A 17,949-nucleotide genomic window follows, 5' to 3' on the forward strand; every position below is an offset into this window, starting at 1 on the left:
GACGGTACCCATGACCGACCACGCCACGACGCCCGGTCCGGCGGCGCACCAGAAGATCGACACCTCGGTGCCGCACTCGGCCCGGATCTGGAACTACTGGCTGGGAGGGAAGGACAACTACCCCGTCGACGAGGCGGCCGGTGACGCGTACAGCGCCGTCTTCCCCGGCATCGTCACCGTGGCCCGCAGCAGCCGTGCCTTCCTCCGCCGCAACATCACGCACCTGGTCACCGAGGCGGGCATCCGGCAGTTCCTGGACATCGGGACCGGACTGCCGACCGTGGACAACACCCACGAGGTCGCCCAGCGGCTCGCCCCGGAGGCCAGGATCGTGTACGTGGACCACGATCCGATGGTCCTCACGCACGCACGCGCCCTGCTCACCTCCACGTCCGAGGGCGCGACGGCCTACGTCGACGCCGAGCTCTCCGACCCCGACCGCATCCTGGCGGCCGCCGCGGAGACGCTCGACCTCGCCCGTCCCACCGCCCTGATCCTCAGCAACATCCTGGGGCACATCGCCGACTACGACCAGGCGCGCGCGATCGTCGCCCGGCTCCTGGACGGTCTGCCCTCCGGCAGCTACCTCTCGATCAACGACGGCTCACGCGGCATCGACTCCGCCTACGAACGGGCCCAGGACGCCTACAACGAGACCGGCGCCGTCCCGTACTTCCTGCGGCCCGTCGACAAGATCGCGGCGTTCTTCGACGGGCTCGAACTCCTGGAGCCCGGCGTCGTCTCGGTGCCCTTGTGGCGTCCGGAGGCGGGGACGCCCGCCGCGGAGCCCATCGGTGAGCACGGAGGGCTCGCCCGGAAGCCGTAGCAGGCGTTCGCGGCCCCGTTCAGACCGTTCCGAGGTCCGACGAGTACCAGTGTTCGGGCCGTAGGTAGTAGACGGCCTGCTCGCCGTGCTCCTTGGAGGCGAACTCCACGTACGGCTCGACCTTCTCGGGCGCCAGATAGCGCGCCGAGATCTCTCGCAGCTGCTCGATGGTCGCCTCCTCGGTGCGGACCACCGGGCCCTCCACGGAGACGTAGCGGATGGTCGGCTCCAGGCGGTCGACCATCAGCGAGAAGCGTCCCGCGGCGGCGATCAGCCGGCCCTTCTTGGAGTCACGTCCGGTCATCACCCAGAGCTCGCCGCCCGGGGCGTACTGGTACCAGATCGGCAGGGTGAGCGGCGCCCGTCCGCCCTCCGCCGTCACGGCCAGCGCTCCGATGTGCGGCTCGGCCAGGAACAGTTCACGTTCTTCGACACTCAGGGGCATGCGGGTCTCCTTGTCGAGCGGTACGGAGTAGCAGCGCAAGGTGTGGCAATTGTCATCAACTCGTCCGCCGTCAGGCGTATTCCGTCTCCCCGCGAGCCGCTTCCGTGCGCCCCACCAGCCGCCCTGTTCACTCGTTCGGGTGGTGGAGGGGGCGGCTCCGTGTACGGGGCCGGGCGGGTTCGGGAGCCTGGGGTTCCACTGAGGATCGGCGCCACACCCGTACGGGATTCCTGACTCGTACGAGTTCCCTGACTCGTCTGACAGGAGAGTCACATGGCCGCGCCCCCACCGCCCGAGCCATACCGGCTGCTACGGGCGACCGACCTGCTCGATCTCCACTTCGCGTTCCTCGGCCTGCGCCTGGAACGCCCCCTTCTCGGGCCGCGGCGACTGGTGCGCAAGGAGCCCGCGCAGCCCGCCTTCCTCGTGGTCACTTTCGGCCCTCAGCACGTCGCCGAGCAGGCCTTCTTCGAGGTCAGCCCCGGTCTGCCGGAGACGGCGGCCGGCGCGGCGGCAACGGCGACACGGGCCGGAAGCGAGCCGCACAAGCCGCCGCCCGTCGCCTCGCGCATCGGCGGACGCAGCCTCCTGGTGTTCGCCGTCGCGGCCGACGTCGTCGTCGAGTACACCGAAGCGGGGCTGCTCACCGCCATGCGGACCCTGCCGCTCCATGTCGTGGACGCCGCGCGGGAGCCCGCCTCTGCGGCCCGTCTCGCGCACACCGTGACCGGCCGGCCCGTCGACGTGTTCCAGGCACTGCGGCTGGCCCGGACCACAGCGGAACTGGCCGCGCGACACGGGCCGAGCGGGCCGCTCGCCGCCCGGCTCCTCACCACCGAGCCCCGGCACGCACTCGCCGACGCCGGCCCCGACCCTGGTCCCGAGAACCCCCTGGCCGACCCCGCCAACCCCCGTACCGGCATCGAACTCCCCTACCGGCTGCTGCTCTCCCCGCCGCAGACCGCGGCCTGGACGCATGCCACCTCGCTCCCCGACCCCGAAGGCCGCGTCGAGCTCTGGCACACCCGGATGCCCGCCGGTCACGCCCGTGCGGTCTGGACGCGTGACCCCGGGTTCGACCCGGCCGACCCGCACGCGCTGCCCGCCGGGGGCAACGAGTTCACGATGGCGCTGGACCGCAAGGACCGGTCCTCGGTCGTGCACCTGAGCTCCAACCGGAACCTGCCGGGCGGCTTCACGCCCGCGCCCCTCGACGTCGACCACCTCGTCCTGTCGGCCATGGGCGGCTGGCTCGACTCGCTCGGCCGCTGGGACAGCCCCCCGACCGGCTTCGACGTCACCCAGTGGCGACACCGTGCCGCGTTGGGCCGTGATCACTACGTGCGCGTCATGTACCGCGGGCGGCTGTGGCCGTTCGGGCATCTGGCGGACCTGGTCAAGGTCACCGAGCGCAAGTTCGACCACACGCGCCCGGACCGGGCCGCCTATCTGAATCAGCGGTTCTTCATCATGGTGCGCGAGCCCGTGCGCAACTACGGAGCGCCGGAGGACATCGACGACCAGCGGCGGCTGCGCCGGCTGTTCCCGTTCAGCAGCGTCCGGCTGCTCACCCTGGTCACACCCGACCTGGAGCAGCCGCAGACCATCCCCGGGCTCTCCTCGATCGGCGGTCACCCCGATGAGAAGCTCGCCTTCTTCCCGGTCTCCGCGACCGAGGATCCCTTCCAGTTCCAGGTGAGCATGGTCGATCTGGAGGGGCGTCTGCTGGAGTTCCGTACGCCGATGGCGTTCGTCGGCAAGCTCGTCCACGAGAACAAGGCCGACGTGCGGGCCATCGTCGACCATTACCGGAGCCTCGTCCCCGAGCCGTCCTCCGGACCACCGAACACGGGCGATCCCGCGGTCCGGCGCGTCGTCGCGGACGTGCGCGGTCAGTCCATCGCGTACGCGCCGAGCCGCAAGCCCGGCGACACGACGCTCTCCACCGGGCAGTTGGTCTGGGGCGCCGCGACCACCGAGGCCATCCTGGGGCTGGATCCCACCGAGCATCCGCGGTTCGTGCCGACCGTGCGCTGGGCCCGGGCCGTGATCCCGGCGCTCGGTCAGTTCGGCGGCTTCGGCGCCGACCAGCCGCAGTCGGTGTTCTATCCCGAGCCGTATGTGCGGGACGCCTTCACCGAGGCGAACAAGGGGCAGGTCTTCGTCGAGCTCGTCACGCCCGTGGACCTGACGTTCCGCGGTTCGGGGCAGACCTCCGGGGCCCTTGCCCAACCCAACTTTCCCGTCGCCGGGCTCTCGCGGCTCACCGGCCCCGTCGCCGCGACACAGGGGACGGCGACCGGCACCTCCGCGGGTGCCGCGCCCGTCGACAAGTGGGCCAAGCTCGCCCAGGGACGGTTCAACCCCCTCGACTACTTCGGGGAGCTGGCCGGGGCGAAGCTGTTCGGGATGTTCCCGCTCACGGAGATCCTGAGCGAGATCGGCCTCGACAACCTCAAGGCGCCGAACTTCTTCTCGGCGACGGTCGACGCGGTCACCGGCTTCCTGGGCGACCTCCGGGGGCTGCGCGATCTGCTCACGTCCGTCGAGGAACAGTTCCCGGAGACCGTGGACGCGGTCATTCGCGTGACCGATGCCGCGGCGCTGTTCGCGCAGACCCTCGTGGACTACATCGTCGGGCAGCTGGAGGGGATCGCGGATGCCACGGTGCTGGAGGGGTCTCCGGATGCCTCCATGCCGGAGGCCGCACCTGATCCCACGACCATCGAGGAGGTCGAGAACGCCTTCAACGCGTTCGCCGACGCACTCGCCGCGCTGCGCGTCGCGCTGCCCGCCGGGGTCGACACCGGCGTACGGCAGGTGCTCGGCCGGATCGCCGACCAGGCCGCCACCTGGGACAGTGCCGTGGGCCAGGCACTCGCCCTGAAGAAGGCGATCGAGCTGGCCGCCCTCGGTGCCAAGTTGCCCGACGTGGTCAACTCCCGGTTGCAGTGGCAGCCCGACATCAAGGCGTGGACCCCGGGCAAGCCGACGCCGACCAGGGCCGAGGACGCCGTGTTCTGGCCGACGGGGAAGCTGACGCTCGTCACCGACCTGCGCGGCTCGCTGCGCCCGGACGTGCCGCAGGCCGCGGACGTCACCTGCACGCTGGGCAAGTTCGACCTGCGCATGGTGCCCGGGTTCGACGCGGTCGTGCTGCACTTCGACGAGATCCGGTTCAGCATGCGGGCCGGGCAGAAGCCCGACGTCGAGGTGAAGTTCGGGGGCGTCGACTTCGTGGGGAACCTGGACTTCGTCCAGACCCTGCGCAACATCATTCCGCTCGACGGTTTCAGCGACCCGCCGGCCATCACGGTCGACGGGTCGGGTATCCACGCCAACTACTCCATGCAACTGCCGAACGCGGCCGTCGGCGTCTTCAGCCTGGAGAACCTCTCCCTCAACGCGGTGCTGTCCGTTCCGTTCATCGGTGACACGCCGCTTCAGGCCGGGTTCGCGTTCTGCCGCCGCGAGGCGCCGTTCCGCCTCACGGTGTCGATGCTGGGCGGCGGGGGCTACTTCGGGATCGTCCTGAACCCCAAAGAGATCGCGGTGCTGGACGCGGCCCTGGAGTTCGGGGCCGCCGTGTCGATGAACTTCGGGGTGGCGAGCGGCAGCCTGTCGGTGATGGCCGGCATCTACTTCCGGCTCGACCTGGCGCAGAACAGCGTCACGCTCGTCGGCTATCTGCGGGCGCGCGGCGAGGTCGACGTCCTCGGCATCGTCTCCGCCTCCATCGAGCTGTACATGGAGCTGGGTTACAAGGACGGATACGCGATCGGCCGGGCCACCCTGACGATCAGCATCGAGATCGGCTTCTTCGAGACGTCGGTGACGATCAGCTGCGAGAAGAAGTTCGCGGGCAGCGGCACCGGAGCCGGCGCGTTCGCCGCGTCGGCCGGGGGCACGCCCTGTCCCGCCATCGCCCCGCCCACCTTCGTCGATCTGATGTCCCCGTACCCCGACCCGGTGACCGGCGCCCTGATCGACCCGGTATTCGACTACTGCACCGCGTTCGCGGAGGTGGACTGACCATGGACAGCATCCGTTGGACCGTGCTTCCCGACGGCGTCGCCGACGCGGACACGGTACGCGTGTCCGTGCTCGTCAGCCCGCGCCTCACCGGCATCGGGGCACTCGGCCAGTCCCCGTACTTCGCGAAGTGGCCGGAGCGGCTGGCCGCTCTCCTGCCCTCGCTGTGGCTGGAGTTCAACGACCTGGCGAACACGCGCGTGACCGCGCTGCGGCCGACGGGCCGCTATCCGGCCGCCGATCTCGGCCTGTGGCGGACCCTGTTCGACGACTCCACCTTCGTACGCCCTCAGCCGCCGCCCACCGCGCTCGCGGCGGACGAGCGGCGGACGCTGCGCTCCTATCCGGGCAAGCTGGTGCACGACGAGGTCACCGGGTTGTACGAGGCGATCGCCGTTTACACGACGGAGAGCAGGCTGCGTACCGCTTGGGCCAGGGAGGAGCGGGCGCTGTGCGAGGAGCCGCCGACGGACCATCGCGGCTGGGAGCTGCCCGCGCTGTTCCGGGTGGCCGATCTGATTCCGGACCGGGTGCTCGAACTGGGGCGCGACCCGAAGACGGGATACGCGGTTCTGGAGGATGTGCTGCATCCGCGTGGCTCCGGTGCGACGGTCGACGACGGTCGCACGCCACGCTTCATGGACCGAACGAGCGGGGCGTACTCCGACGACAAGCGGATGCTGCCGCTGGCCGAGGCCTCCAGGTTCTACGACCGGGGCAAGGCGCCGTCCGCGCCCGGGGTCGCGGAGGAGCCGACGCACCGGATCGACTTCCATGAGGCGTGCGGGTTGCTGGGCGACTGTCCGGAGCTGCAGCGGCGGTTCGGGCTGGTGCTCGATCTGAGCTTCGCGATGCCGGCGGGGGTGGGGGACGGGGCGCAGGTGCGTGTGCACTTCGACGACGCGCTGCCGGAGGCGGGCGTGCTCAACGCTCCGGGCAAGTGCCCCTGGACGCGCATCCGTTACACGCGGGGCGGTGTCTTCGAGGCGGCCGTCGGGGACAGCGGCGTGATCAAGGACCGCATGCTGGATCTCGGCGATCCCGAGCTGTGGCATCTCACCGAACTCGACGTGGACGGAGCGGCCCTCAAGCACGTCGACTACGCCCGCACGATCGACACCCTGTGGAACGGCGACCGCCTGCCGTCGGGCGCACGGGCGGTGGCGCAGCAGGTGACGGGCACCGGCACCCCGGCGGCCCGCGGCGCCGGGATCACGCTGCTGCACACCGACCGCGACCGGCACCTCGCCGGGCTCATCGGCGCCGACGTGGGCCGGCAGGTCGACGCGGCGGAGACCGTGCTGACCGCCGTGGACCTGCTGCGGGGGTACCGCGTCGACATCGGGGTCGTCGATCCCGCCACCGGCCGGATCGCGCAATGGCGTTCGCTGCTGCGCCGCCGGGGCCGCTACACGGTCCGTCGTCCGGGTCAGCAGCCCGTCGAGATCCAGGGGGTGCGGCCGGACGAGGGTGTGGTGCGGGCCAGCGCGGTCACCGTCGACGCGGCCGACGACCGGCAGCTGTACGGGCACCAGGCCGTGTTCGGCTGGCACGGCTGGAGTCTCGCGGCGCCGCGCCCGGGCCGCACCATCGGCCTGGACGACCAGCCGGAGGCACCGGCGCCGCCCGTCTCGCCGGACGTGCCGCTCGACACCAAGTTCGCCGCCGAGCCGGGCTCACTGCCCGCCCTGCGGTTCGGCCGCACCTACCGGATGCGTGCCAGGGTCGTCGACCTGGCGGGCAACGGCCTCGACCACACGGCGAGCACACCGGACGCCGTCCACTCCGACGCGATCACGTACGGCCGTTGGGAGCCGGTCCCCCAGCCCGTGGTGATGCCGCTCCTGCCGTTCAACGAGGGCGAGTCCACCGAGCGCCTCGTCATCCGCAGCACCGTCACCGACGACGGCCGCGCGATCTCCACCGACGAGTACGCCCTGCGCCGCTCCGACGTCCCCGACCACGAGGCGCGTTCGGAGGTCGACGGTCTGGACCGGCGGTACAAGCCGATCGCGGAACGCCACGTGGCGCCGCCGAAGACCGCCCTGCAGATGGCCGAGGAGCACGGCGTGTTCGACGCGGTCTTCGGTCCCGGCACCTCCGCCGAGGTCCGCGAGGAGTACGTCGCCGTCGCGTCCCGCGAGGCCGGGTCCTTCCTGGACACGAAGGTGCGGGACCCCGAGTGGCCGCACCTGGAGCACGATCTGCTGCGCGAGGGCGACATCCACATCGCCAAGCACGACGTGCACGATCCGCTGCCGCTCACCCGGCTGCCCCTCCCCCGCCGCGGCGCCTGCCTGGAGCAGGGCGAGTTCGTGGTGCACAGCGCCGACCAGCTACTCCTCCCGTATCTGCCGGACGTCCTGGCCGAGGGAGTCATGCTGCGCGGTCTGCCCGGCGACACGGAGAACCGGAAGATTCCGTTCCCCGGCCCGTGGCCGCAGGCCAAGCCGTTCAAGCTGCGCGTGAGGGAAGGCGACGGGGAACCGCACTGGCGCGACGGCGTGCGCGAACGGGTGCTTGAGGTGTTCCTCACCAAGGGTGAGATCGCCACGGTCCGGCTCAGTTGCTATCTCCACGCGGCCAAGTTGCCGCTGCTACGGCAGTGGAGCCTGCTGACCGACTCGCCGTTCTGGGCCGGCCTGCCCGCCGCGGACAAGGCCTTCGTCATGCGGGCAAGCGCCGACGGCGAGAACTGGATGCTGACCCCGTGGGTCGAGCTGACGCTGGTCCACGCGGTGGAGAAGCCGGTGCTCCGCCCCGAGCTCGGCGAACTGGCCTCCCACCGCACGGCGGAGCAGACCGCGGCCCGGCTGACGGGGACGCTGACGAGCCACGCCGAGAGCAGCGGTCACGTCGAGCTGGACGCGCACTGGAGCGAGTGGCTGGACGACGTCACCAGGCCGGAGCCGGTCCGGATCGACGGCCACACGCATCTGGAGGACATCACCCTCGCCTACACCGCCGACGAGGAACACGTCGACCGTGCGCACGAGTTCGGTGACACCAGGCACCGCAACGTCCGCTACACGCCCACCGCCGTCACCCGGTTCCGCGAGTACTTCCATCCCAGCATCACGCAGGACCGGGCCAGCGTCACCCGGGTCGGCCCGGCCGCCGCTCCCCTGCCGGTGCCCAGTTCGCGCCGTCCCGAGCCGCCCGCGGTGGCCTACGTCGTGCCGACCTTCCGCTGGCAGCAGACGGTCGACGAGGAGCGCCGCGCCGTCACCCGGCACCGCCGCCCCGCGGGCCTGCGCGTCTATCTGAACCGGCCGTGGTTCTCCTCCGGGGACGACGAGATGCTGGCCGTCCTGCTCGATCCGGCCGGCGCGGCCCTGCCGGACACCTTCGTCACCCGCTGGGGTGTGGACCCCGTCTGGGCCGATCCGACGGTCCTGCCGAACCCGGCCGCCGCGCATTTCCCGAACGCGGCGAAGAGACTGGCGGGGCTGCGTCTGGCGGAGTCCCCCGACGCGGCGCCTGTGGTCGTCGACGCGGTGGCGTTCGCTCCGGCGTTCCATGCGGAGCGGCGGCTCTGGTACGTCGACATCGATGTGGACTTCCGTGACACGGCCGCCACCGCGACGTCGTACTTCCCTTACGTGCGGCTCGCCCTGGCCCGCTATCAGCCGTACTCGGTCGACACGCTGCACCTGTCGAAGGTCGAGCGCGCGGAGTTCGCCCAGCTGGTGCCGCCCCGCTCGGTCACCGGGCGCAGGGAAGGCGATCGGCTCACCGTGCGGCTCGTGGGTCCGGCGACGTACAACGAACTCGGCGAGCTGAGCGGCACGGGAGTGGTCGCCGCGGCCGCGAGCCGCCGGGTCGTCGTGACCCTGCAGAGCCGGGCGACCCTGCAGACGGACGAGATGGACTGGCAGCAGGCGGGTGCTCCGGCGGAGCTGACGTGCCGGGCCGACGGCGGCTCGTTCGTGTGGGACGGGAGCATCGCCGTGCCGGACGTCCAGTTGCTGACCTCGTACCGGCTGCTCGTGCAGGAGTACGAGCTCTACCGCACCGACGCGGACACCGCCACGGACACCCTCACCGTGAACGGCGCCTCGGTGCCCGCGGCCCGGCGTCCGGTGCATGCCGACTACCTCGGGCTGAGTGTCGGCGTGCTCGGGCGGATCGACTTCGAGCTCTAGGAGGTTCGGATGTCAGGACGACCTTTCGCCTACTGCCTGGTGGCCCTCTTGCTGGTCCTGACGTGGTCCTCTCCCGCATCCGGCGCTCCGGCGAGCAGGTTCAACGATCCGCAGCCGCACCGCGGCGGTGCCGAGTACCGCGTGACATACGGGGGACGGACGTTCGCCTGTTCGTCGGGGTTCGCCGTGCGGAAGGTCGTCAGCGGCAAGCGCGGCATGGCAACGGCCGGGCACTGCGCGCCGACCGGGACGGATGCGACCTCGGGAGAGTTCAGGTTCGGCACGTTCTTCGAGTCGTACAACACGGAGACGATGGACGCCGCGATGATCAGCGGCACTCGCATCAAGCCGCAGGTGTACGCGACGACCCTCTGGACGGACGGCGGTACGCCGAGCACACCCGTCGCGCGTCGCGTCCTGGAGAAGGTGGACGGTCCCGTGCGCGGGCAGAAGGTGTGTGTCAGCGGGAAGGTGACCAAACTGGTCTGCGACATCGAGGTGTACAACCTCACCGGCGGTGAGTCCTGCGGCGACGAGGAGCCGATCGTGTGCACCCGGGGCCTGGTGCTCGCGGGGAAGGAGGGCGTGGACATCGTGGACGAGGGCGACTCGGGCGCTCCCGTGTTCGTGCCGGTCGACAAGGAGGTCGACGGGCACATGGTGTTCGGGGCCAGGCTCGTCGGCATGCTGATCGGCGGCGGGCCGCGGCGTCAGGGTGGTCCCGAGGATCTCGTGACGTTCCATACCGTCAGGCAGGTCGAGTGCGCCCTGACCGTGGAGGTGCTGACGACGGCGGACACGCAGGCGCGCGGCACCGCACCGAGGTCGCCCCGGGCGGACTGCCCGATCTCGGACTGACTCCCCTCAGTGGGGCACCTCGCTGAGGGGCCTCAACCGTCGGGGGTCCGCGGTGCGCCGGAGTCCCTCGGCGCGGCGTGCATCAGGCGGGCCAGCAGGTCGTCGAGCGTGACCATGCCGGTGAGGCGGCCCGTGTCGTCGCTGACCACGGCGAGGGAGGCGCGGTGCCTGCGCAGCTGCTCGATGGCGTGACCGATGGTGTCCTTCGCGGCCAGCTCCGGTACGGGCCGGGCCAGCTCGCGCGCGGTCACGTCGGTGCGGTCCCTGGCGCGGGCGATCAGGGCGTCGCGGGCGTGCACCGAGCCGACGATCAGGGGGCCGTCGAACACGAGGAGGCGGCTGCGGTCGTGCGCGGCGGCCGTGGTGAGGATGGCGTCGATGCCCGCGGCGGCCGGGACCGAGGTGATCTGTCCGGCGGGTGTCTGGAGGTCGCCGACCGGCGAGTCCGGTTCGGTGAGGGAGTTGGTGATCAGCTCCGAGTCGTGCTCGCTGATCAGGCCGAGGCGTGCGGACTCCGTGACGAGGTGGGTGAGTTACTCGCGGTCGTGGACGGGGGCGAGCTCGTCGCGCGGGGTGACGCGGCACAGCCGTACCAGAGCGTTGCTGACCCTGTTGAGCAGTCCGATGAGCGGACGGACGACCTTGACGACCGCGCGGAAGGCCGGGGAGAGGAGCATGGCCGAGCGCTCGGGGTGGGCGATGGCCCACGACTTGGGCGCCATCTCGCCGACGACCATGTGCAGGAAGACCACGACGATCATCGCGAGGGCGAAGGAGACTCCGTAGCTGAGGCCGCTGGGCAGGCCCCAGCGGTGCAGCAGCGGGTCAAGTGCGTGCGAGATCGCGGGTTTGGAGATCGAGCCGAGGCCCAGGGTGCAGACGGTGATGCCGAGTTGCGCGCCGGCGAGCATCAGGGACAGCTCGCGCATGCCCGCGAGTGCCGCCTTGGCGCCGCGTCGGCCTTCGGACGCGGCCTTCTCCATGCGGTGCCGTTTGGCGGCGACGAGCGCGAATTCGGCGGCCACGAAGAAGCCGCTGCCGATCAGCAGCAGGACGGTCAGGAAGAGCACCATCGGGAAGCTCATGCGCTCGGCTCCTCGGCGTTCGACCGGCCCCTGCCGGCGAGGGGAGCATCAGGGACGGCCTCGGGCAGCCTCTCCATGCGCACCTGCTCCGCGACGTGCCGCTCCAGTGTGCGTACGTCGATCACCACGGTGTCCCCGTCGGGCAGCCGCACGAGGAGTCTGTCGCCCACGGACGGGAAGCGGCCGAGCCGGTCGACGACGAATCCGGAGACGGTGTCGTAGTCCTCCTCCTCGGGCAGCTCGATCCCGGTGGCCTCGGCGACCTCGTCGAGGCGGCGTCCCGCGTCCACCAGCCAGCCCCGTCCGTCGGCGACGGCGAGTTCGACGACGGTGTCGCTCTCGTCGGCGATGTCACCGACGAGTTCCTCGGCGATGTCCTCGTACGTGACGATGCCCGCCACGCCTCCGTGCTCGTCCAGGACGACGGCGAACTCGTCGTCGCGCTGCCGCATCTGCTCGACGGCGTCGGGCAGTTCGAGCGTGTCCGGCAGGAGCAGCGGCCGACGGGCGATCGCGCCCGCGGTCGTGCCGGACAGGCTGCCCGCGGTGAGCCGTGTCAGCTCGCGCACGCCCAGCACACCGCCGATGCCGTCGGGGTGGTCGCCGAGGACGGGGTAGTTCGAGTGGCCGTGCCGGGCGACCAGTTCGACGGCGTCGGCCGCGCTGGCCTCCTTGCGGACGAAGACGGCGTCGGCGCGCGGCACCATGACTTCGTCGAGGGTGCGGTCGGAGAATTCGAGCGCGTGGTCGAGGAGTGTCGCGGTGTCCTTGGGCAGCTCTCCCCGCTCGTGGGACTCTCCGATGAGGTGGCCGAGCTCCTCCAGCGTGGCGCCGTGGTGGAGCTCCTCGACGGGTTCGATCCCGACGCGGCGCAGCAGCCGGTTGGCGGCGCTGTCGAAGATCCGCACGACGGGTCCGACCACCTTCAGATACGCGAGGGTGGAGACCGCGAGGGATTTGGCGAGGCGCTCGGGCACGGCGAGCGCGAGGTTCTTGGGGGCCAGCTCGCCCAGGACCATCTGGACGACGGTGGCCAGGACGAAGGCGAGGACGACGGAGATGCCGCCGACGGCGCCTTCGGGGATGCCGATGCCGGTGAGGGCGGGTCTGAGCAGGGCGGACACGGAGGGTTCCGCGATGAAGCCGACGACCAGGCCGGTCACGGTGATGCCGAGCTGTGCGCCGGACAGCATGAAGGAGAGCCGTCCGAGGACCTGCAGGGCGCGGGCCGCGCGCTTGTCGCCCGCCGCGGCCTCGCGAGCCAGGGCGAGGCGGTCCGCGGAGACGTACGCGAATTCCTGCGCCACGAAGTATCCGGTGCCGGCGGTGAGGACGAAGACGGCCAGCAGACCGAGGGCGGCGCTCATCGGCGCGCCGGTGGGGAAAGCGGTGGGGGGTCCGTCGGTGGGGCGGACAATGCGGTGCTCCTCGTTCAGGGTGTTTCAGGACAACGGTCCTGGTCATCTCCGGGTTCCCTGATCACTTTCCGCCGCCGCAGCGCGGCGTGCCACCCGATGCGTCGGTCGGGTCCGTCGGCGAGGGGGCCGGGGGTCATGCGCGGGTCCATGTGCGGGCACCGCGTGCCGCCGGACGGGAAGGCGGTCGCCGTCTCGTCCTCCATGGCGGCGAAGAAGCGGCGCCCGGCGGACGACTGGCGTGAGGTGGACCAGGCGTATCCGGCGCCGGCGGCGAGGGCCAGGTGCACGGCGTGCCGTCCGATGCCCTGGCCCTGCCAGTGGGTGGCGACGGAGACACTGCCGATGTATCCGCGTCGGCAGGGGTGGCAGACCTGGTATTCGAGGCTGCCGACCTGTCGGTCGTCACGGTCGAGGACGACGACGGCCCGGCGTCCCGCGGGCAGCGTCTCGACGACGCTGTCGTAGTGGACCGCGGGAGGCCGGGCCGGAGGGTTCACTCGGCCGGTTCCTTCTGTCTCTCGTCCTGCCGTTCCCGTTCCTGCGCCTGCGCCTGCGCCAGTCCCTTGCCCTGGGCGAGGGAGGTCGCGTCCTGTTTGAAGGCCCAGGTCATCTTGGGCTCCATCGCGAAGCGGAACATGCGCTGCACGGGTGGCGTGCACAGGAGCGTGATCACCGTTCCGGCGAGGAGCGTCACGGTGATCTCGCCGAGGGGCCGGTGGATCCAGTCGGCGTCGTACCAGTCCCAGAACCGGGATCCCTTGGCGAGGAAGCCGTGCAGCAGGTAGCCGTACAGCGTGCCGGCGCCCAGCGCGGTGAACCACAGCTTGCGGCCCGGCACCCAGGCGAAGAAGCAGGCGACGAGGATCAGCGAGCAGCCGAAGAGCCCGATGGTCATGACGGCGCCCGACCAGCCGGGCGCGGCCAGTTCCTGTGCGCTGTCACGGCGGTAGAACCACGCCGCGTTCATGCGCGGGGCCGCCCAGTAGGCGAAGGCGAGGGCCATGGCGAAGACCGGCAGGGCCAGGATGCGCGCCTCGCGGCGGCGCACCAGCTGGAAGTGGGCCGGTTTCAGGACGAGGCCGAGGACGAAGAAGGGCAGGAACTGCAGGACGCGCTGCAGGTCGAGGTCGTCACCGATGTCCGGCGACACGGACGCGAGGACGGCGATGGCGAGCGCGATCGGCAGGGGCCAGCGCACGCGCTGCCAGATGGGGGTCGTGAGCCGCCAGATGAAGAGCGCGGCCAGGAACCAGGTCAGGTACCAGGGGTCGAGCAGGCTGATGGGGTAGTCCGGGTCGCCGCCCGCCCACCGTTTGAAGAAGGTGTACGCCACTTCGAAGATCACGTAGGGCACGGCGATCCCCGTGACCAGGCGGCGGATGCGTTTCGGGCTCGCGTCGAAGCTGCGGGAGAAGTAGCCGGAGATGACGATGAACGCCGGCATGTGGAACGTGTAGACGGTGATGTACAGCGCGGCGGCCGCCCTGCTGTCGCCGCGCAGTGGTTCCCACGCGTGTCCCATGGCGACGAGGACGATCGCCAGGTACTTGGCGTTGTCGAAGAACGAGTCCCGTTGCTTGGCCGGCTTCGCCGCGCCCGGGGCCGGGCTCGCGGCGGCGAGCGGGCGCGTCATGGGCCGTTGGGGAGGCAACGCCAACGTATGACGGCCCGTTGGCCGTGCGGTCTCACTCAAGATGCCTCCCACAGTGAACCTGGGCCTGCGAAATCACGTCTTGCTCTGAATGCGGGTGATACGCCGTCGCAGAACATCTCCGGCACCCTAGCCATACTTCTACAGTCGCGTAAAACCCCACTGGTCGTGGGCTTCACCACGTGGATCGGGCGTCCCGAGGGACAGGTGCCGTACGCCGACTGCCCCCGGGTACCCACAAAAACGTCAACGAATCAGAAGCGCTCCCGAAACGGATGAGGCCGGCGCGACACCTTCTGGTGTCGCGCCGGCCTCATGTGCCGTCGGTGGCTGCCGCCCCGCTTGCCCGCGGGTCAGTCCGTGCCGAACTCCATCGCGGCGCGGTCGAGCGCCGCGTCCTCGCCGGAGACCTGGCCGCGGGAGGCGATGGCCTCGGCGCCGCCCTCCGGCATCTCCGGCATGCTGCCGATCAGACCGGTGGCGGCCGCCTGGGCGGCGCCGATGGACGGGTTGGCGGTGCCGATGAGACCGAGGCCCGCGTACTGCTCCAGCTTGGCGCGCGAGTCGGCGATGTCGAGGTTGCGCATGGTGAGCTGGCCGATGCGGTCCACCGGGCCGAACGCCGAGTCCTCGGTGCGCTCCATGGACAGCTTGTCCGGGTGGTAGCTGAAGGCCGGTCCCGTGGTGTCGAGGATCGAGTAGTCCTCGCCGCGCCGCAGCCGCAGCGTCACCTCGCCGGTGACGGCCGCGCCGACCCAGCGCTGCAGCGACTCGCGCACCATCAGGGCCTGCGGGTCGAGCCAGCGGCCCTCGTACATCAGCCGGCCGAGGCGCCGTCCCTCGTTGTGGTACTGGGCGAGGGTGTCCTCGTTGTGGATCGCGTTGACGAGGCGCTCGTACGCGGCGTGCAGCAGGGCCATGCCCGGCGCCTCGTAGATGCCGCGGCTCTTGGCCTCGATGATCCGGTTCTCGATCTGGTCGGACATGCCCATGCCGTGGCGGCCGCCGATGGCGTTGGCCTCCATCACCAGGTCGACGGCGGAGGAGAACTCCTTGCCGTTGATGGTGACCGGGCGGCCCTGGTCGAAGCCGATCGTGACGTCCTCGGCGGCGATCTCGACCTCGGGGTCCCAGAACCGCACGCCCATGATGGGATCCACGGTCTCCACGCCGGTGTCCAGGTGCTCCAGCGTCTTGGCCTCGTGGGTGGCGCCCCAGATGTTGGCGTCGGTGGAGTACGCCTTCTCCGTGCTGTCGCGGTAGGGCAGCTCGTGGGCGAGGAGCCACTCCGACATCTCCTTGCGGCCGCCGAGCTCGGTGACGAAGTCGGCGTCCAGCCAGGGCTTGTAGATCCGCAGCTGCGGGTTGGCGAGCAGGCCGTACCGGTAGAACCGCTCGATGTCGTTGCCCTTGAAGGTCGAGCCGTCGCCCCAGATCTGGACGTCGTCCTCGAGCATCGCGCGCACCAGGAGGGTGCCGGTGACGGCGCGGCCGAGCGGCGTGGTGTTGAAGTACGCGCGACCGCCGGAGCGGATGTGGAACGCCCCGCAGGTCAGCGCGGCAAGGCCCTCTTCGACCAGCGCGGCACGGCAGTCGACCAGGCGTGCGATCTCCGCGCCGTAGGTCTTGGCGCGGCCGGGCACCGAGGCGATGTCGGGCTCGTCGTACTGCCCGATGTCGGCGGTGTAGGTGCACGGGACGGCGCCCTTGTCGCGCATCCACGCGACCGCGACGGAGGTGTCGAGACCGCCCGAGAAGGCGATGCCGACGCGCTCGCCGGCGGGGAGGGAGGTGAGGACCTTAGACATGGGAAGAGTATGCATCATCGCGCATGGTCATGCAAAGACGGGTGCGTGAGGCCCTGGTCCCGTGGCGTACGAGGGTCAGGCGGCGCCGTCGAACGGCGTGATGCGGCGGTAGGCGGCCCGGGCGTACCACACCCGGGCCGTCGCCGTTCCGATGAGGGCGGCGGCCAGCAGGCACGCCACCCAGCCGGGGTCCCGGTGCCCGGCCCAGGAGAGTTCCCCGGTGGGGTGGGCGGCGAAGACGTTCAGCAGGGCCCAGCAGAGCAGGGCCGTGCCCGGCGCCGCGACGAACCTGCCGAGCGTCCCGACGAGCGCGGCCACCACGGAGAGCGCCGCGAGGGCGAGGCCCGTGCGGTCGAGTGCGCCGAGCAGGTCGAACGCGATGACCAGCACCAGGGAGCCCGAACAGGCCGTCGTCCACACGAACGGCGTCGCCATGGGTTCAGGGACGGCCCTTGCGCCCTTGGCGATGTACCGCCACTCCACCACCGTCGTTCCTCCCCACCACCGGGTGCCGGGCGCCACACCGGCCCCCGGCCTCTCCCCGGTCGGCCGATTGTCCCACCCCGTGGCGGGAAAGCCGAGGTCGGATCAGTAGAGCTTGTTCACTGCGGTGGCGGTCGTGGTCTTGAAGTCGGCCACCTGAGCGTTCGCGAAGTTGCCCATCTGGCCCCACCTCACGAGCGTCACCGTGTTGCCGTCGCGGCCCACCGAGAACATGTTGATGTCCGAGGCGCCCCACGTGGCGGTGGTGTGGACGCCGTAGACGTGCGCGCCCTCCTCGGCGTTCACCTTGCCGTAGTACTTCTGCTTCGCGGTGATGTCGGGGTACTGCTCCATCACCGACTTCGCGCAGCCGTCGAGGTTCTTGCGCAGCAGGGCGGCGAAGTCCTTGGCCCGCTGCTCGCTGCGCTCGACCACGGTCACCTGAAGTGCGGTGGTGTCGAGGTCGGTGTGGTACGCGCGGTGCACCGAGATCGACGGCAGGGCCTCGCCGACGCACATCGGCAGCGGGTCGGGCTGACCCGCCGTGACCGGCCCCGCGGTCCAGGAGGACGAGGCGTGCGGCGGCAGCTCGCCCGGCGAAAGGAAGCGGGGGGTGCCGGCCGCGGCGGCCGGTACGGTGCTCGCGGCGACGCCTGCCGCGGCGATCGCGGCTCCCATGGCGAGCAGTCCCTTGTTGACGCGCTTGTTCATCTGCATTGTGTTTCCCCCATCGGATGTACGTCGGCGTGCTGGTCCGGGACCAGGTGTACGTCAGGAGACCGCTCCCTTGATCCCACGCTCCATACGACCCGCGACCCCCCACGCCCGTTGCCCTCCGCCACGTCACAGCTCCGTCCCCGGTGTCACCGAACGGCAACAGCGGTCCACGACCGGGAAGTCACCGCGCGCGCAGCCGCGCGTCCACGCGGTGCAGCAGGGCGCGCCCCGGATGGTGGTCCGCCACCCAGGCCCGGTCCGCCGCGGCGATCTCGTCGTCCCCCCACACGAAGGGCCGCCCCGCCGCGTGTACGGCGATGGTGCGGGTCTTCCAGTGCAGGCCGCCTCGTTCGTCCTCGCCCGTCGGTTCCGGCCGGTCCACCAGCGGCAGTTGCGTTGCGGGCTGGGCACGGCGTCACGCTACCGGTCCGGGGTCGCCGTGACGGCGTAGTCGTTTTCGCTGTTCACCGCCCGCCTGTGA

General features: G+C 70.9%; 11 protein-coding genes and 2 pseudogenes. 4 read left to right on the forward strand and 9 right to left on the reverse strand.

Going from position 1 to position 17,949, the window contains the following annotated elements; genetic code table 11:
- Window positions 1-10 precede the first annotated feature (10 nt).
- Complete coding sequence (locus tag DEJ48_RS00815; protein ID WP_150213507.1) at window positions 11-826, forward strand: SAM-dependent methyltransferase; 816 nt, start codon at window positions 11-13, stop codon at window positions 824-826.
- Between the two features lie 19 nt (window positions 827-845).
- Here the strand turns inward: DEJ48_RS00815 and DEJ48_RS00820 are convergent, their stop codons facing one another.
- Window positions 846-1,271, reverse strand: coding sequence for a pyridoxamine 5'-phosphate oxidase family protein (locus DEJ48_RS00820; protein WP_150213509.1), 426 nt, complete (start codon window positions 1,269-1,271; stop codon window positions 846-848).
- 273 nt (window positions 1,272-1,544) lie between these two features.
- On the opposite strand from DEJ48_RS00820, the gene DEJ48_RS00825 reads away from it, so the two are divergent.
- From DEJ48_RS00825 to DEJ48_RS00835, 3 genes are read left to right on the forward strand one after another with little or no spacing between them, the layout of a single operon-like run.
- On the forward strand, window positions 1,545-5,303 hold the full coding sequence (locus tag DEJ48_RS00825) for a hypothetical protein (protein ID WP_150213511.1): 3,759 nt from the start codon (window positions 1,545-1,547) through the stop codon (window positions 5,301-5,303).
- A 2-nt stretch (window positions 5,304-5,305) separates the two neighbouring features.
- Window positions 5,306-9,448: a hypothetical protein gene (locus DEJ48_RS00830; RefSeq protein WP_150213513.1), complete on the forward strand. Its 4,143-nt coding sequence runs from the start codon at window positions 5,306-5,308 to the stop codon at window positions 9,446-9,448.
- 9 nt (window positions 9,449-9,457) lie between these two features.
- Window positions 9,458-10,306, forward strand: coding sequence for a hypothetical protein (locus DEJ48_RS00835; protein WP_150213515.1), 849 nt, complete (start codon window positions 9,458-9,460; stop codon window positions 10,304-10,306).
- A 32-nt stretch (window positions 10,307-10,338) separates the two neighbouring features.
- Here the strand turns inward: DEJ48_RS00835 and DEJ48_RS00840 are convergent.
- The 8 genes and pseudogenes from DEJ48_RS00840 to DEJ48_RS00875 all read right to left on the reverse strand — a co-directional run.
- Window positions 10,339-11,391: pseudogene (locus DEJ48_RS00840) on the reverse strand (hemolysin family protein).
- On the reverse strand, window positions 11,388-12,758 hold the full coding sequence (locus DEJ48_RS00845; RefSeq protein ID WP_150213517.1) for a hemolysin family protein: 1,371 nt from the start codon (window positions 12,756-12,758) through the stop codon (window positions 11,388-11,390). Before DEJ48_RS00845 ends, DEJ48_RS00840 begins: the two are co-directional and overlap by 4 nt.
- 65 nt (window positions 12,759-12,823) lie before the next feature.
- Window positions 12,824-13,306: a GNAT family N-acetyltransferase gene (locus DEJ48_RS00850; protein WP_150213519.1), complete on the reverse strand. Its 483-nt coding sequence runs from the start codon at window positions 13,304-13,306 to the stop codon at window positions 12,824-12,826.
- On the reverse strand, window positions 13,303-14,442 hold the full coding sequence (locus DEJ48_RS00855; RefSeq protein ID WP_150213521.1) for an acyltransferase family protein: 1,140 nt from the start codon (window positions 14,440-14,442) through the stop codon (window positions 13,303-13,305). The genes DEJ48_RS00850 and DEJ48_RS00855 overlap by 4 nt, the downstream gene beginning before the upstream one ends.
- A 371-nt stretch (window positions 14,443-14,813) precedes the next feature.
- Window positions 14,814-16,268, reverse strand: a complete 1,455-nt coding sequence (gene argG / locus DEJ48_RS00860; protein WP_150213523.1) for an argininosuccinate synthase — start codon at window positions 16,266-16,268, stop codon at window positions 14,814-14,816.
- A gap of 75 nt (window positions 16,269-16,343) precedes the next feature.
- On the reverse strand, window positions 16,344-16,703 hold the full coding sequence (locus DEJ48_RS00865; RefSeq protein ID WP_317850893.1) for a hypothetical protein: 360 nt from the start codon (window positions 16,701-16,703) through the stop codon (window positions 16,344-16,346).
- 153 nt (window positions 16,704-16,856) lie between these two features.
- Entirely contained in the window at window positions 16,857-17,468 is a 612-nt protein-coding gene (locus DEJ48_RS00870; RefSeq protein ID WP_150213525.1) for a hypothetical protein, read from the reverse strand.
- A gap of 181 nt (window positions 17,469-17,649) precedes the next feature.
- Window positions 17,650-17,862, reverse strand: a pseudogene (locus DEJ48_RS00875) (hypothetical protein); the annotation flags it as partial.
- Between the last annotated feature and the right edge of the window lie 87 nt (window positions 17,863-17,949).

This window comes from Streptomyces venezuelae, assembly GCF_008642315.1.
In the GTDB taxonomy this organism is placed as follows: Bacteria; Actinomycetota; Actinomycetes; order Streptomycetales; family Streptomycetaceae; genus Streptomyces; species Streptomyces venezuelae_D.